16 protein-coding genes are annotated in these 15,724 nt (G+C 71.9%); 14 read left to right on the plus strand and 2 right to left on the minus strand.

Annotation, left to right across the window (positions count from 1 at the left end):
• Positions 1 to 32 precede the first annotated feature (32 nt).
• Positions 33 to 1,523 (plus strand): MFS transporter, encoded by a 1,491-nt coding sequence (locus tag H576_RS0102805; protein WP_029149664.1) that lies wholly within the window; start codon positions 33 to 35, stop codon positions 1,521 to 1,523.
• On the plus strand, positions 1,520 to 2,707 hold the full coding sequence (locus tag H576_RS0102810; protein ID WP_029149665.1) for a hypothetical protein: 1,188 nt from the start codon (positions 1,520 to 1,522) through the stop codon (positions 2,705 to 2,707). Before H576_RS0102805 ends, H576_RS0102810 begins: the two co-directional genes overlap by 4 nt.
• Here H576_RS0102810 and H576_RS14100 read toward each other — a convergent pair.
• Positions 2,694 to 3,746 carry a COX15/CtaA family protein gene (locus H576_RS14100; protein ID WP_084502396.1) on the minus strand — a complete coding sequence of 351 codons (1,053 nt, stop codon included), beginning with the start codon at positions 3,744 to 3,746 and terminating at the stop codon, positions 2,694 to 2,696. The genes H576_RS0102810 and H576_RS14100 overlap by 14 nt on opposite strands.
• Positions 3,747 to 3,975: 229 nt before the next feature.
• Between H576_RS14100 and sufB the strand changes: the two genes are divergently transcribed.
• The 8 genes from sufB (at position 3,976) to H576_RS0102855 (ending at position 11,545) form a co-directional block, all read left to right on the plus strand.
• Positions 3,976 to 5,394, plus strand: a complete 1,419-nt coding sequence (sufB, locus tag H576_RS0102820) for a Fe-S cluster assembly protein SufB (RefSeq protein WP_029149666.1) — start codon at positions 3,976 to 3,978, stop codon at positions 5,392 to 5,394.
• A 2-nt stretch (positions 5,395 to 5,396) separates the two neighbouring features.
• Positions 5,397 to 6,608, plus strand: a complete 1,212-nt coding sequence (gene sufD / locus H576_RS0102825; protein WP_029149667.1) for a Fe-S cluster assembly protein SufD — start codon at positions 5,397 to 5,399, stop codon at positions 6,606 to 6,608.
• Positions 6,605 to 6,931: a non-heme iron oxygenase ferredoxin subunit gene (locus tag H576_RS0102830; RefSeq protein WP_029149668.1), complete on the plus strand. Its 327-nt coding sequence runs from the start codon at positions 6,605 to 6,607 to the stop codon at positions 6,929 to 6,931. The genes sufD and H576_RS0102830 overlap by 4 nt, the downstream gene beginning before the upstream one ends.
• Before the next feature lies 1 nt (position 6,932).
• Complete coding sequence (gene sufC / locus H576_RS0102835; RefSeq protein ID WP_029149669.1) at positions 6,933 to 7,703, plus strand: Fe-S cluster assembly ATPase SufC; 771 nt, start codon at positions 6,933 to 6,935, stop codon at positions 7,701 to 7,703.
• Positions 7,704 to 7,713: 10 nt separating this feature from the next.
• Complete coding sequence (locus H576_RS0102840) at positions 7,714 to 8,043, plus strand: metal-sulfur cluster assembly factor (RefSeq protein ID WP_029149670.1); 330 nt, start codon at positions 7,714 to 7,716, stop codon at positions 8,041 to 8,043.
• A gap of 114 nt (positions 8,044 to 8,157) precedes the next feature.
• The gene (locus H576_RS0102845; RefSeq protein WP_156888113.1) at positions 8,158 to 8,907 is read left to right on the plus strand and encodes a hypothetical protein; all 750 of its coding nucleotides are present in this window, start codon (positions 8,158 to 8,160) and stop codon (positions 8,905 to 8,907) included.
• 98 nt (positions 8,908 to 9,005) lie between these two features.
• On the plus strand, positions 9,006 to 10,145 hold the full coding sequence (locus H576_RS0102850; protein ID WP_036319042.1) for a MalY/PatB family protein: 1,140 nt from the start codon (positions 9,006 to 9,008) through the stop codon (positions 10,143 to 10,145).
• The gene (locus H576_RS0102855) at positions 10,142 to 11,545 is read left to right on the plus strand and encodes an MFS transporter (protein ID WP_084502398.1); all 1,404 of its coding nucleotides are present in this window, start codon (positions 10,142 to 10,144) and stop codon (positions 11,543 to 11,545) included. Before H576_RS0102850 ends, H576_RS0102855 begins: the two co-directional genes overlap by 4 nt.
• On the opposite strand, the gene H576_RS0102860 is transcribed toward H576_RS0102855, so the two are convergent.
• The gene (locus tag H576_RS0102860; protein ID WP_029149674.1) at positions 11,535 to 12,056 is read right to left on the minus strand and encodes a TetR family transcriptional regulator; all 522 of its coding nucleotides are present in this window, start codon (positions 12,054 to 12,056) and stop codon (positions 11,535 to 11,537) included. The genes H576_RS0102855 and H576_RS0102860 overlap by 11 nt on opposite strands.
• A 50-nt stretch (positions 12,057 to 12,106) precedes the next feature.
• Here H576_RS0102860 and H576_RS14105 point away from each other — a divergent pair, with 50 nt between their 5' ends.
• The 4 genes from H576_RS14105 to H576_RS0102880 all read left to right on the plus strand — a co-directional run bounded on the left by H576_RS14105 (position 12,107) and on the right by H576_RS0102880 (position 15,661).
• Positions 12,107 to 12,694: a biotin transporter BioY gene (locus H576_RS14105; RefSeq protein ID WP_036319046.1), complete on the plus strand. Its 588-nt coding sequence runs from the start codon at positions 12,107 to 12,109 to the stop codon at positions 12,692 to 12,694.
• Entirely contained in the window at positions 12,691 to 13,374 is a 684-nt protein-coding gene (locus H576_RS0102870; protein WP_029149675.1) for an energy-coupling factor ABC transporter ATP-binding protein, read from the plus strand. Before H576_RS14105 ends, H576_RS0102870 begins: the two co-directional genes overlap by 4 nt.
• Positions 13,371 to 13,958 carry an energy-coupling factor transporter transmembrane component T family protein gene (locus H576_RS0102875; protein ID WP_029149676.1) on the plus strand — a complete coding sequence of 196 codons (588 nt, stop codon included), beginning with the start codon at positions 13,371 to 13,373 and terminating at the stop codon, positions 13,956 to 13,958. The genes H576_RS0102870 and H576_RS0102875 overlap by 4 nt, the downstream gene beginning before the upstream one ends.
• A gap of 104 nt (positions 13,959 to 14,062) precedes the next feature.
• A complete protein-coding gene (locus H576_RS0102880; RefSeq protein WP_029149677.1) occupies positions 14,063 to 15,661 on the plus strand; it encodes an ABC-F family ATP-binding cassette domain-containing protein in 1,599 nt (532 codons plus the stop codon).
• The last annotated feature ends 63 nt before the right edge of the window (positions 15,662 to 15,724 follow it).

The raw sequence follows: 15,724 nt of genomic DNA on the forward strand, positions 1-15,724 counted from the left end.
CGTCCACCATGCGGCACTAAGCTCGTCCGGTGATGACAGAAGCTGACCCGCACCAGACGAGATCCATCACGATCGACCGCGGTGCGCGCTGGCGCGCGTTCTGGGTCTGCGTGTCCGTCTCGGCCCTGACGATCCTCGACATCTCGAAGGTCAACGTCGGGCTCCACTCGATCGAGCAGGCGCTCGGGGGCGGATCCACCGAGCTGCAGCTCGTCGTCTCGGGCTACATCCTCGCCTTCGGCCTCACGCTCGTGCCGTTCGGGCGGATCGGAGACCAGCGCTCGCGCCGCCGCCTCATGATCGGCGGCCTCATCGGCTTCCTCGTCACGAGCGCCCTGTGCGCGCTCTCGCCCAACGTGTACTTCCTCATCGTCGCGCGCTTCCTCCAGGGCGTCGCCGCCGGCGTGCAGATGCCGCAGGTGATGGGGACGATCCAGCAGCTGTTCACGGGCAGGGAGCGCGCGACGGCCTTCGGCCTCTTCGGCGCGACGATCGGCCTCGCGACGGCGTTCGGGCCCACGATCGGAGGGCTCCTCATCGCGGTCGGCGGGCCGACCGACGGGTGGCGCTGGATCTTCTGGATGAACGTCCCCCTGAGCCTCGTCGTCGTGATCCTCGCGATCACGGTCCTGCCCGAGGTGCGCAGGCCGAGCACGGCGAAGCTCTCGCTCGATCCCGTCGGCCTCGTGCTCTTCGCGCTGTCGGTGGTCTCGCTCATGCTGCCGTTCCTCTTCACGACGGGCGAGCCGACCGACAGCCCGCTGCGCTGGTGGCTGCTCGTGCCCTTCGTGCTCTTCATCGGCGGGTTCATCGCCTGGGAGCGCCGGTACGCCGCGCGCGGCGGATCGCCCCTCGTGCCCCTGCGCCTGTTCGGCATCAGCTCGTGGCGCAACGGCACGCTGCTGCAGACCCTGTACTTCGCCGCGCTCCCGTCCGTGTTCCTCCTCACCGCGCTCTTCCTCCAGACCGGCGTCGGCCTGCAGGCGGTCTTCGCCGGGATGGTGACGATCGGCTTCGCGCTCGCGAGCGCCTACTCGTCGTATCTCGGCGGCCGCCTCGTGCAGCGCTACGGCCGCACGCTCGTGATCTGGGGGCTCGGCCTCGTCCTCGTCACGATCGTCGGGCTCGTCGTCATCGCCCACACCGCGAGCGACGCCGCGACGCCGTGGCTCATGGCGGGGATCATGGTCGTGGGCGGCGTCGGCGGCGGATTCGTGATCTCGCCGAACCAGACGCTCACGCTCGCCGAGATCCCGCCGAGCGAGGGCGGCCTCGCGGGTTCGGTGGGCCAGCTCGGGCAGCGCATCGGCAACGCCATCGGGGCGGCGATCGCGCTCTCGCTCTTCTACTCGACGATCTACGCGTCGGATCCGTCGGGGAACGTCGACAGCGCGACCTTCCACGACGCCTACGGCAACGGGATCATCGCGGCCGGCGTGCTCGTCGCGCTCGCGCTGGCGGTCGCGCTCGTCGACCAGTCGAGCCGCCGCCGCGCCGAGCGGGCGGGCGCGCGCGAGGCGTGACCGGATCGCACCGGCGCCGTCGCGGCGCCCTCCTCGGGGTCATCGCGGCGGCCGGCGCCGTCGCGGTGGTCGTCGGCGGGTTCTCCGCGGTCCAGGCGATCCGCCTCGTCGTCGCCGAGGGCGCGTACTCGTCGGCGGTCGACGACTACGACGCGGCCGCGGCGTCCTACGCCGCAGCGTACGACGCGCTCGCGGCGGGGCCGCAGGGCGACGACGCGCAGGCCTCGTCCGAGCCGGCCGTCCTCCTGGGCGTCGCCGACGCCGCCCGGCCCTTCGCCGGATCCGCGGTCTTCGACGACGCGCTCCTGCAGCGGGTCGCCGACGCCGCGGCCCCCGTCGCGGCGCTCGCGGACGGCGAGGAGCGCACCGACCCGGCCGACGTCGCGGGGGCCGGGCCGTGCGCGTGCGAGACGATCGCCGAGTATCGGGCGGGCGCCGCGGACGTCGCCACCGCGACGGAGGATCTCGACGCGCAGACGGCATCGCTGACCGATGCCCTCGACGGGCTCTCGGACGCGGTCCCGCCGCTCGACGCCGCGGTCGCGGCCCTCGTCGCCGACCTGCCCGCCGCCGCCGACCGCGTCGAGCGCGGCAGCATCTCGTCTCGCGCACCGACGCGCATCGCGATGCAGGACGCCGCCGCGGGAGCCGCGGAGGCCGACGCGGCGTCGCTGGCTGGCGCCGTCGCGCAGTACGCCGCCGCGGCGCAGGACGTCGTCGAGTCGCAGGCAGCCGAGCTCGCCGAGAAGCAGAGGGGCGACGGGCTGTACGAGGCGCGCCTCGCGGTTGAGGAGTTCGTGCGGGGCATCGTCGGCGCGACCCGCGTCGACTTCGACTGGTCGCCCCTCGTCAACGGCCTCGGGGAGGGCGTCTCGGCGGGCGGCTACACGACCTGGTGGTACGACGACGGCGGCTACTCGACGATGGAGCTGTCCGACAGCGTCGCGGCGTACTGGCCCGACGAGCGGTTCCAGGGCCTCGTGGTGCACGAGTCGGGGCACGCGATCACGTCGCAGTGCCGCTCGCTCCTCGACGACGCCTTCGACGGCGACGTCGAGCTCATGGCGACCGCCTGGGCGATCGGGATGGGCTACACGAACCCCTGGGGCAACGGCGTCGACTACTACTACGGCGGCCGGGCCCCGGATCAGGACCTCGTCGACGCGACGCTCAGCTGCCGCTGACCGGCCGCTTGAGCCGCAGGATCACGACGACGTACGCGGCCGATAGCAGTGCAGCGATGACCATGTGCGTGCCGACGAGCAGGGGCGGCAGGGCCGAGTTCGCCTGCCAGACGCCCACGCCGATCTGGGCGAGCAGCGCGACGACGAAGGCGACGAGCCAGCCGCGCGTCGGCAGGCGCAGCGTCCACGCCGCGGCGACGAGCACGATCGTGAGCACCGCGAGCGTGTAGCCCGGGATCGAGTGGACGTGGGCCATGATCGTCGCGTCGAAGCCGTTGCGGACGATCGCGTCGTCGCCCGAGTGCGGGCCGTTGGCCGTCGTGAGGACGCCGAAGACGACCGTGACCGCGAGGACGAGCGAGGTCACGTGAGCGAGGACGAGGTACCAGAGCGGAACGGCGCGCTCGCGCGGGCCGGGCACGGCTCGGAGGCGCACGAGGAACGCGGCCGTCACGCAGACGAGCAGCAGCGATACGACGTAGTGGAAGCCGACGAGGAACGCGTTGAGTTCGGTCAGCACCGCGAATCCGCCGACGACGGCCTGCGACATGACGCCGGCGAGGACGACCCAGGCGAGCGTCGACAGATCGCGGCGCACGGGAACGGTGCGCAGCGAGTAGACGGCGGCGACGATGACCGTCACGAGCAGAACGGCCGAGGGGATCCATGCGGGCAGCTGGATCGCGAAGCCGATGACGGCGAGGACGAGGCCCCCGGCGGCGAACCACACGGCCGCGAGGGCGTCGCGGCGGCGGCCCAGCGCGCCGAGCGTCAGGAGCAGCACGACGATCGCGAGGATCCCCACGGCGCCCGTCATCGTGCGGTTGCCGAACTCGATGAGCCCGTGGATCCCGAGCTCCTGCGTCGGCACGAGCGAACCGGGCGTGCACAGGGGCCAGTCGGAGCAGCCGAGGCCCGAGCTCGTGAGCCGGACGGTGCCTCCCGTGGCGACGATGAGCACCTCGGAGAGGAACGACAGCCACGCGAAGACCGTGAGCGTGGGGGAGAAACGGGTGCGGACGGGGGCGTCGGCGGTCATGCGGCGGGGCTCCTGGCGGACGGAATGCGGTGCGCCGCGACGGGGCCGGGCGGCATGCAGACCTGTAGAATCGGGTGCAACGCGGATGCGAGCCCGAGGCTCGGAGCATCCGCAGACAGTCTAGGCGCCGCAACCTGCGCCGAACCGCAGGGTTCCCATCGCCGTCCGCGCTCCGGGCGGCGGGGCAGATGACACTGTTTGAGACCCGGAGAAGAGAGTGTGAGCAGCCATGTCTGACGTGCTGATCGACCGACCCGAGCTCGAGGGCCTGGGGGTGTATGAGTTCGGCTGGCACGATTCCGATGTCGCCGGCGCCAGCGCCCAGCGCGGGCTCTCCGAAGCCGTCGTGCGCGACATCTCGCGCCTGAAGAACGAGCCCGAGTCGATGCTGAAGAACCGCCTCAAGGCGCTTCAGCTCTTCGAGAAGAAGCCCATGCCGACCTGGGGCGCCGACCTCAGCGACATCGACTTCGACAACATCAAGTACTTCGTCCGCACGACGGAGAAGCAGGCCCAGACCTGGGACGACCTGCCCGACGACATCAAGAACACGTACGAGCGCCTCGGCATCCCCGAGGCCGAGCGCCAGCGCCTCGTCGCGGGCGTCGCCGCGCAGTACGAGTCCGAGGTCGTCTACCACCAGATCCGCGAGGACCTGGAGGAGCAGGGCGTCATCTTCATGGACACCGACACGGCGCTCCGCGAGCACCCCGAGTTCTTCGACGAGTACTTCGGCACCGTGATCCCCTCGGGCGACAACAAGTTCGCGGCGCTCAACACGGCGGTGTGGTCGGGCGGCTCGTTCGTCTACGTCCCGAAGGGCGTCCACGTCGAGATCCCGCTCCAGGCCTACTTCCGGATCAACACCGAGAACATGGGCCAGTTCGAGCGCACGCTGATCATCGCCGACGAGGGCAGCTACGTGCACTACATCGAGGGCTGCACGGCGCCGATCTACAAGTCCGACTCGCTGCACTCTGCCGTCGTCGAGATCATCGTGAAGAAAAACGCCCGCGTGCGCTACACGACGATCCAGAACTGGTCGAACAACGTCTACAACCTCGTCACGAAGCGCGCGATCGCCGAAGAGGGCGCGACGATGGAGTGGATCGACGGCAACATCGGGTCGAAGGTCACGATGAAGTACCCGTCGATCTACCTCATGGGCGAGCACGCCAAGGGCGAGACCCTCTCGGTCGCGTTCGCGGGCCCGGGCCAGCACCAGGACGCCGGCGCGAAGATGATCCACATGGCGCCGTACACGCAGTCGTCGATCGTCTCGAAGTCGATCGCGCGCGGCGGCGGCCGCGCCGGCTACCGCGGCGAGGTCCGCGTCGACGAGAAGGCGCACCACTCGGCGAACACGGTCCGCTGCGACGCGCTGCTGGTCGACACGCAGTCGCGCAGCGACACGTACCCGGCGATCGACATCCGCGTCGACGACGTCGAGCTCGGCCACGAGGCCACGGTCTCGAAGGTCTCCGAGGAGCAGCTGTTCTACCTCATGAGCCGCGGCATGCCCGAGGACGAGGCGATGGCGATGATCGTGCGCGGCTTCATCGAGCCGATCGCGCGCGAGCTGCCCATGGAGTACGCGCTGGAACTCAACAAGCTCATCGAGATGGGCATGGAAGGATCGGTCGGCTGAGCATGACGACCCCGACGAGCGCGCCCGCGAGCGCGCAGGACACGCACGCCCACGTCGACCCGGGTGCCCAGCTCGCGAAGGCGCTGCGCGAGGACGAGGACTTCGTGCCCGTCCAGACCCGCTCCGAGCGACCGCGTTCGTTCGATCCCGCCGACTTCGGCGCCCCGACGGGCCGCGAGGTCAACTGGAAGCACACCCCGCTGCGCCGCTTCGCGCCGCTGTTCGAGGCCGCGACGGGATCCGTCTCGGTCACGGTGTCGGCCGGATCCGAGTACGTCGCGGCCCCGCTGAAGGCCGGCGACGCCCCGCGCGGCGAGTTCTTCGAGCCCGAGGACCTCCCGGCCGCCCTCGCGTGGCAGGGATCCGCCGAGGCCCTGCACATCGAGCTGCCCCGCGAGGCCGAGATCGCCGAGCCGATCGTCGTCGACGTCGCGGGCTCGGGCGAGCGCGCCGACCAGCACATCGTGATCGAGGCGCAGCCGATGTCGAAGGGCATCGTGATCCTGCGCCACACGGGATCGGCGCAGCTCGCCGAGAACGTCGAGGTGCTCGTGCGCGACGGCGCCGACCTCACCGTCATCACGCTGCAGGACTGGGACGACGAGGCGATCCACGCCTCGGCGCACCAGGTGCGCGTCGACCGCGACGCCCAGCTCAAGCACTTCGTCGTGAGCTTCGGCGGCGGCGTCGTCCGTGTCAACCCCAACGTCGAGCTCGCGGGCCGCGGATCGCACGGCGAGCTCTTCGGCCTCTCGTTCAGCGACGCCGGCCAGCACCTCGAGAGCCAGGTGTACCTCTTCCACAAGGGCGCCGACACGTTCGGCAACGTGCTCTACAAGACGGCGCTGCAGGGCGAGACCGCCCGCGCCGTGTGGATCGGCGACGTGCTCATCGGCCCCGACGCCACGGGCACCGACTCGTACGAGCGGAACCGCAACCTCGTCCTCACGACGGGCGCGCGCGCCGACTCGATCCCGAACCTCGAGATCGAGACGGGCGACATCCAGGGCGCCGGACACGCGTCGGCGACCGGTCGCTTCGACGACGAGCAGCTCTTCTACCTGCAGGCGCGCGGCATCTCCGAGGAGGAGGCCCGCCGCCTCGTCGTCCTCGGGTTCCTCGCCGAGATCGCCCAGAAGATCGAGGTCCCCGAGCTGCGCGAGCAGCTCCTCGCCGCGATCGAGCGCGAGATCGCCGAGGGAGTGGCCGCGTGACCGCGACCCGCGTGTGCGCGTTCAGCGACCTCGAGCAGGACACCGCGATGCGGGTCGAGGTCAACGGCGTGCCGATCGCGGTCGTGCGCGACTCCAACGACGAGGTGCACGCCATCGGCGACACCTGCACCCACGGAGACATCTCGCTCAGCGAGGGCTTCGTCGAGGGCGACACCCTCGAGTGCTGGGCGCACGGGTCGGCGTTCTCGCTGACGACCGGCAAGCCCCTCACCCTCCCCGCTTTCGAGCCCGTCCCGGTCTACGCCGTCGAGATCGACGGCGACGACGTGCTCATCGACATCAACGTGAAGAAGGAAAACTGACATGGCTGTCCTCGAGATCCGCGACCTGCACGTCACGGTCGACACCGACGAGGGAACGCTCCCCATCCTCAACGGCGTCAACCTCACCATCCGGAGCGGCGAGACGCACGCGATCATGGGCCCCAACGGCTCGGGCAAGTCGACGCTCGCGTCGACGATCGCCGGTCACCCCAAGTACACCGTCACGGGCGGCACCATCACGCTCGACGGCGCGGACGTCCTCGCGATGACGGTCGACGAGCGCGCCCGCGCGGGCCTGTTCCTCGCGATGCAGTACCCCGTCGAGATCCCCGGCGTCACGGTCACGAACTTCCTCCGCACGGCCAAGACCGCGGTCGACGGCGAGGCGCCGGCGATCCGCACCTGGGCCAAGGAGGTCAAGGAGGGCATGGCGAACCTGCGCATGGACCCGCGGTTCGCACAGCGCAACGTCAACGAGGGCTTCTCGGGCGGCGAGAAGAAGCGCCACGAGATCCTGCAGCTCGAGCTGCTCAAGCCGCACTTCGCGATCCTCGACGAGACCGACTCGGGCCTCGACGTCGACGCGCTCAAGATCGTCTCGGAGGGCGTCAACCGCGCCAAGGAGTCGACCGGCCTCGGCGTCCTGCTGATCACGCACTACACGCGCATCCTCCGCTACATCAAGCCCGAGTTCGTGCACCTCATCGTCAAGGGCAAGGTCGTCGAGGAGGGCGGTCCCGAGCTCGCCGAGCGCCTCGAGGAGGAGGGCTACGCCGCGTACCTCCCCGCCGACGCCCCCATCGAGGCGTAGGGTCGCTGACATGACCGGCACGCTGACTCCCCAGAAGTGGGACGAGGTCACCGAGGCGCTCAAGGACGTCATGGACCCCGAGCTCGGGGTCAACGTCGTGGATCTCGGCCTGATCTACGACCTCGCGTGGGACGACGAGAACGACGCCCTCGTGATCCACATGACGCTCACGAGCGCCGGCTGCCCTCTCACCGACGTCCTCGAGGAGCAGACCGCGCAGGCGCTCGACGGCGTCGTGGAGCGGTTCCGCATCAACTGGGTCTGGATGCCGCCGTGGGGCCCCGAGCGCATCACCGAGGACGGGCGCGACCAGATGCGCGCGCTCGGCTTCGCGATCTGAGCCGCTGAGAGAGATCCTCCGGCCGGGACGAACCCGGCCGGAGGATCTCTCTGCGTATCCGGGATCCGGCGCGGAGCCGTGATCGGGAGCATCGCGGTGCGCGAGACTGGCCACATGGACGGGAAGATGCGCGGCGCGCTGTGGTGGATCACCGCTGTCACCGCCGCCGCGTCGATCTGGGTGATCTTCCGCGTGCTCCTCGGATTCGGCGACGGGCGGTACGAGGGCGGCGAGCTGTCGCTGCTGACCGTCGCCGTGCCGCTCGGATCCGCCGCCCTGCTGCGGCGGGACAGCGCTCGGCGCTCGGCGCCGCCCGCTTTCCTCGACGACGCCTCGCCGTACGTGCGCCAGGTGGCGGCCGAGGGGGACGCCTTCGAGGTCGCCCTCCTGCCGCTCGTGTGGGGATTCGCGGCGGGGGCGGCGATCACCGTCCTGACGGCGACGCCCGACATGCGGCTCGTCGCCGCGACGGTCGCCGTCATCGTCGGGCTCATCGCCGCGTTCATCACGGCGGACGGGCGGAGGGACCGTGCGGAGTCGGAGCGGCTCCGCCGGTACGTCACGCGCGTGCGCGGCCACGGCGAGCGGTCCGTCGGCGAGGTCGTCGGCGTCGACTTCACGGGTGAGTGGAACTACGGGTACCCGCGACTCCGCGTCACGGCGCGGTTCGCCGCGCCCTCCGGCGCCCGCACCGTGACCGGCGATCTGCGCACGGAGCCCGCCGCCGCGCCCATCCTCGAGGGGACGGTGCTCGTCTGGCACCTCGGCGACGGCGACCGGTCGGAGATCCTCCTCGAGCCCGATCCCGACAGCATCCGCGATCCCGGGGCGGCCGCGCGCTACGCCCCGCCCAGCGGAAGCTGAGCCCGGCGGCGGCTCGGCGACGCCCCTCATGACGCCGCGTTCCGCCGCGGCCCGATCGCCCCTCCGCGCGCCGCCGGTCGTGGCATACGCTGGGTTGCGTGACCGCTCCGCTTGACGCCCTGCCCCTCGAGACCCTGCGACAGCGGACGAGCACGAAGTGGTCGACGTTCGGCGACGACGTGCTGCCGCTCTTCGTCGCCGAGACCGACTTCCCGCTCGCGGAGCCGATCCGCGCGGCGCTCGCCGACGCCGTCGCGCTCGGCGACACGGGCTACGTGCCGCCGCGCACGGGGTACCCCGCGGCGTTCGCGTCCTTCGCCGCGCGGCGCTGGGGCTGGGCGGTCGAGGAGCGGCGGATCCGCACGACGTGCGACGTCATGATGGGCGTCGCCGAGCTGCTTCGCGCCGTCGCGGAGCCGGGGGAGAAGGTCGTGCTGACCTCGCCCGTGTACCCGCCGTTCTTCGATGTGCACGCCGAGTCGCACACCGAGTACGTCGACGTTCCGCTCGTGGACGACCGGCTCGACCTCGCCGGGATTGAGCGTGCCTTCGCCGACGGCGCCGTCGCGATGCTCCTGTGCAACCCCCACAACCCGACCGGCACGGTGCACACGGCGGAGGAGCTCGCGGAGCTCGCCCGCCTCGCCGCGCTCCACGACGTCGCGATCGTGAGCGACGAGATCCACGCCCCCCTGGCGCTTCCCGGGAAGACGGCCTTCGTGCCGTTCCTCACCGTGTCGGACGACGCCAGCCGCGTCGGCTACGCGCTGCACAGCGCGAGCAAGGCGTTCAACCTCGCGGGCCTGAAGTGCGCGCACATCGTGACGGCGGCCGACGAGACGACGGCGGTCGTCGACGCGATGCCCGACGAGGTCGAGTGGCGCACGGGCATCTTCGGCATCACGGCGGGGATCGCCGCGTACTCCGAGGGCGACGCGTGGCTCGACGCCCTCCGCGAGCGGCTCGTGCGCAACCAGGCGCTCCTCGTCGATCTGCTCGCCGAGCACCTCCCGGGCGCGGTGTACGAGCCGGGCGACGCGGGCTTCCTCGCGTGGGTCGACGTGCGCGGAACGGGCCTCGGAGAGCGCCCGCGCGACCGGATCCTCGCCGAGGCGCGCGTCGCGCTGAACCCCGGCGAGGCGTTCGGGGCCCCGGGCTTCGTGCGCATCAACATCGGGACGGGCCCCGAGATCCTGACCGAGGCCGTGCGCCGCATCGGCGCGCTCGTCCGTCGGTGAGCCACTCAGCGGATCCGTCGAGCTTCTCGGGCCCGCTTCCGCTGCAGCCCGACGAGCCCGGCGCGAGCATCTGGAGCCGCCGCTTCGTCTGGACGACCCTCGGCGCCGTCGCCCTGATCTTCCTCGCGGCGATCCAGTCGCTCGCCGTCACGACCGTCATGCCCGTCGTCGCGGCCGACCTCGACGGGGGCTCGCTGTACGCGCTCGCGTTCTCGGGGACCTTCGCGACGAGCGTCATCGGCATGGTCGCCGCCGGTTCGCTGAGCGACAGGCGCGGCCCGGGCATCCCGATCACGGCGGCCGTCGCGCTCTTCCTCGCGGGCGTCGTGATCGACGCTGCGGCGCCGACGATGGAGATCCTCGTGGTGGGCCGCCTCGTGATGGGCCTCGGATCGGGCGGCCTCGTGGTGTCGCTCTACGTGATCGTCGCGCGGGTCTATCCCGCGAACCTGCACGGGAGGGTGCTCGCGCTCTTCGCCGCCGCGTGGGTCGTCCCCTCGCTCATCGGCCCGGCGCTCGCGGGGGCCGTGACGGAGTACCTGCACTGGCGCTGGGTCTTCGGCGGCGTCGCGATCCTCGCGGTCGCGTCGTTCGCGATGCTCGCACCGCGCCTGCGGTCGATCCCGCACGCCGACGAGAAGCCCGAGGACGACCGCTTCGGCAGGCGCATCGCTCTCTCGGTCGTCGTCGCGGTCGGGGCGCTGCTCCTGAATCTCGCGGGCGAGCTCCCGACGACCGCGGCGCGGGCGATCGTCGCGGTCGCCGCGCTCGCCGTGGTGCTCATCGCGATGCGCCCCCTGCTGCCGCGCGGCACCTTCACGGCTGCGCGGGGTCTGCCGAGCGTCGTCCTCCTGCGCGGCGTCATCGCGGGCGCGCTCTTCGGCGCCGAGATCTACGTCCCCTACCTGTTCCAGGCCGAGTACGGCTTCTCACCGACGTTCGCGGGGCTCGCGCTCACCGCCGCGGCGATCACCTGGGCGGTCGGGTCGGAGGTCTCAGGCAGGCGCGGTGATCGCATGGGCAACCGCCGGGTCGCACTCACGGGGATCGCCCTCCTCGCGTCGGCCCTCGTGGTCATGCTCCTCTCGGCGCTGCTCGGGCTCGCGCCCTGGATCCCCATCGCGTTCTGGGGGCTCGCGGGGCTCGGCATGGGCTTCATGCACCCGCGCACGACGGTTCTCGCGCTCGCGTACTCGTCGCGCACGACGCAGGGCTTCAACTCGTCGGCGATCCAGATCTCCGACGCCGTCGGAACCGCGGCGTCGATGGCGATCATGGGCCTGATCTTCACGGCGGTGCCCGACGGGTTCCCCCTCGTCTTCGGCCTCGCGCTGCTGATCGCGCTCGCGGCCCTCGTCCCGGGGCTGCGGCTCGGGCACGCGCGCGAGCTCAGGCGATGAGGCGGGCGATGCCGGCGTCGAACTCGGCGAGCGTCTCGGCGGCGACGGCGGCGGGGTCGGCCTCGTAGATCCCGAGCTCGGCCGCCTGCATGCGCTGCTGCACGAGCGACGCGTGGCCCAGGAGGAACTGCAGGGTGACGGTCGCGGCGCGCTCGTCGCGGCCCTCGGCCCGGAACGCGGCGGCGAGCCGCTCGCGCGCCGCGTCGCCGCCGAGCGCGAGCGCGGCCGAGCTGAGCACGACCTCGGCGCCGTCGCGGTGCGCGAGGATCGCGCCGCGCAGAGCCCGGGCCGTCGCGGCGACGCCCTCGGCCGGGGGAGCCTCGTCGAGGATCCGGTCGGCGAGCGCTGCGAGCATCGCCTGCTTGCTGTCGACGTGCCAGTAGAGGGCGCTGGGCTGCACGCCGAGTCGCCCGGCGAGGCGGCGCATCGAGAGGTCGGGAAGCCCCATCTCGTCGAGGAGCGCGAGGGCCTCGTCGACGATGCCGTCGAGTCCGGGCCGGGCGCTGCGCATGGTTCGAGTATAGTGAACACCGTTCAGTGAACAGTGTTCAGGAGGATCCCGTGGCCGCATCGCCCGACCGCTTCGACGCGCGCGACATCGCGCGCATCGCCGTCTTCGCCGGAATCATCGTCGTGCTGGGGGTCGTCGGGCCGATCCCCGTACCCGGCCTCGTCCCGATCACGGCGCAGACGCTCGGCGTCATGCTCGCCGGGACCGTCCTCGGGTGGAAGCGCGGGGGAGCGGCGGTGCTCGTCGTGTTCCTCCTCGTCGCCGTGGGGCTGCCCGTGCTCTCGGGTGGCCGCGGGGGCCTCGGCGCCTTCGTCGGCCCGACGGCGGGCTACCTCGTCGGGTGGCTTCCCGGCGTGATCGTCATCGGCCTCATCGCCCACGCCGGGGGACGCCCGCGCGTCTGGCGGACGATCGTGGGCGCGGTCGTCGGCGGCATCGCGGTGATCTACGCCGTGGGCGTGCCGGTGCAGGCCGCCGTGACGGGGATCTCGGTCGGCGAGGCCGGGCTCTTCTCGCTCGCGTTCCTGCCGGGCGACGCGATCAAGGCCGCCGTCGCCGTCGTGCTCACGATGGCGCTCGCGCGCGCCTACCCGCCGGCCTTCCCCGCCGTCGCCCGCCGGCGCGCGGTCGCGGTGTGATCCGCGCGGAGGGCGTCGGCGTCGAGATCGACGGCGCGCGGATCCTCGCGGGCGTGACGCTCGAGCTCGACGCGCCGCGCGTCGCGGTGATCGGGGCCAACGGATCGGGGAAGTCGACGTTCGCCCGGACCCTCAACGGGCTCGTCACGCCCTCCGAGGGTTCGCTCGAGGTCGCGGGCGTCGACGTCGTCCGCTCGCCGAAGCGCGCGCGGGACGCCGTCGGGTTCCTCTTCTCGAACCCCGACGCGCAGATCCTCCTGCCGACGCCCGCCGAGGACGTCGGCCTCTCGCTCCGCGCGGCGGGGATCCCCCGCGCGGAGATCCCGGGACGCGCCGCTGAGGCGCTCGCCCGGTTCGGGCTCGCGGAGCACGCAGACCAGCCCGCCTACAGCCTGTCGGGGGGTCAGAAGCAGCTCCTCGCCCTCGCCGCCGTCATCGCGCGCGGACCGCGGGTGCTCGTCGCCGACGAGCCCACGACGCTCCTCGACCTCGGCAACGCGCGCCGGATCGGGGATCTGCTGGCGGGGTCCGGAACCGGCGCCGAACAGGTCGTGATCGTCACGCACGACCTCGAGCTCGCGGCGCGGTGCGACGTCGCGCTGCGGTTCGCGGGAGGGCGCCTCGTCGACAGGGGCGATCCCGGCGAGGTCATCGCCCGGTACCGCGCGGACGTCGCGTGATCGCGCTCCATCGCCCCGGCACGAGCCCCCTGCACCGGCTGCCGGCCGGGGCCAAGCTCGCGGGGCTCGCGGTCCTCGCGCTCGCGGTGTCGCTCTGGCCGCACACGGCGTGGACGGCGGCGGGATCGCTCGCCGCGACCGTCGCGCTGTTCGGGCTCGGGGGCTTCGCGCCTGTGGTCTGGGCGCGGCAGGTGTGGTCGATGAAGTGGCTCGTCGCGATCCTGGTCGCCTCGCAGCTCCTGTTCCTCGGCGCCGTGCCCGCCCTCATCGGGACGACGCGGGTCGTCGCGGTGATCCTGCTCGCGGCCCTCGTGACGCTCACGACGCCCGTCGGCGCGATGATCGACGCGATCGAGGCGCTCCTGCGCCGGGTCCCGGGGATCGACGCGTGGCGGGTGTCGTTCACCGTCTCGCTGACGATCGCGGCGATCCCCGTCGTCGCGGGCCTCGCGGCGCAGATCCGCGAGGCGAGCCGCGCGCGCGGCGTGCGACTCGGGGTGCGGTCCGTCGTCACGCTCCTCGTCCTCGCGCTGCGCCACGCAGACGAGGTGGGCGACGCGCTCACGGCGCGCGGGGTCCTGTAACGGATCCCGTCCGCACCGGCGTGCACGGCCCGTTCACCCGGGGCGACTTAGGATGGGAGGCTGGCGCGGCCGCGCCGTCTCCCGACAGATCGGAACCCTCCCTCGTGCTCGCCGTCAGCAATCTCGAGATCCGCGTGGGCGCTCGCACGCTCATGAGCGATGTGTCGTTCCGCGTCGCCGACGGCGACAAGGTCGGCCTCGTCGGGCGCAACGGCGCGGGCAAGACGACGCTCACGAAGGTCCTGGCGGGCGACCTGCTGCCGTCCGACGGCACCGTCACCCTCTCGGGCGAGCTCGGCTACCTGCCGCAGGACCCGCGCACGGGCGACCCCGAGGAACTCGCGCGCACGCGCATCCTCAACGCGCGCGGCCTCGGAGACCTCCAGGCCGGCATCGCGCGCGCGACCGAGGAGATGGCGTCCGAGGATCCGGCCGTCGCCGAGAAGGCGATGCGCCGCTTCGGCCGCCTGACCGAGCAGTTCGAGGCGATCGGCGGGTACTCGGCCGAGTCCGAGGCCGCGGTGATCTGCAACAACCTCGCGCTCCCGGATCGGATCCTCGACCAGCCGCTCAAGACCCTGTCGGGCGGTCAGCGCCGCCGCATCGAGCTCGCGCGGATCCTCTTCTCCGACGCCGACACGATGATCCTCGACGAGCCGACGAACCACCTCGACGCCGACAGCGTCGTGTGGCTGCGGCAGTTCCTGCAGGGCTACCGCGGCGGGCTCATCGTGATCAGCCACGACGTCGAGCTCGTCGGCGAGACCGTCAACCGCGTGTTCTACCTCGACGCGAACCGCCAGCTGATCGACGTCTACAACATGGGCTGGAAGAACTACCAGCGCCAGCGCGTCGCCGACGAGGAGCGCCGCAAGAAGGAGCGCGCCAACGCCGAGAAGAAGGCGTCGGCGCTGCAGCAGCAGGCCGCGAAGTTCGGGGCGAAGGCGACGAAGGCGGCCGCCGCGCACCAGATGCAGGCGCGCGCCGAGAAGCTCCTCTCGGGTCTCGAGGAGGTCCGCCAGGTCGATCGCGTCGCGAACATCCGCTTCCCGAAGCCGGCGCCGTGCGGCAAGACGCCGCTCATGGCGACGAGCCTGTCGAAGTCGTACGGCGCGCTCGAGATCTTCGCGGGCGTCGACCTGGCGATCGACCGCGGCTCGAAGGTCGTCGTGCTCGGCTTCAACGGAGCGGGCAAGACGACGCTGCTGCGGATCCTCGCGGGCGTCTCCGAGAGCGACACGGGCTCGGTCGACCCGGGCCACGGCCTGAAGATCGGGTACTACGCGCAGGAACACGAGAACCTCGACGTCACGCGGTCGGTGCTGCAGAACATGATGTCGTCGGCGCCCGATCTCAACGAGACCGAGGCCCGCAAGGTGCTGGGGTCGTTCCTCTTCACGGGCGACGACGTGCACAAGCCCGCCGGCGTGTTGTCGGGCGGCGAGAAGACGCGCCTCTCCCTCGCGACGCTCGTCGTCTCGAGCGCGAACGTGCTGCTGCTCGATGAGCCGACGAACAACCTCGACCCGGCGTCGCGCGATGAGATCCTCGGCGCGCTCGCGCACTACGAGGGCGCGGTCGTGCTCGTGTCGCACGACGAGGGGGCCGTCGAGGCGCTCAACCCCGAGCGCGTCCTCCTCCTGCCCGACGGCACCGAGGACATCTGGAACAAGTCATACGCCGACCTCATCGCGCTCGACTGACCCGCCCCGGCCGCCCCGCCCACCTGCCTGCCCGCCGTAAGTCTCCTTTTCTCCGTGTTTTCC

The organism is Microbacterium indicum DSM 19969 (genome assembly GCF_000422385.1).
In the GTDB taxonomy this organism is placed as follows: domain Bacteria; phylum Actinomycetota; class Actinomycetes; order Actinomycetales; family Microbacteriaceae; genus Microbacterium; species Microbacterium indicum.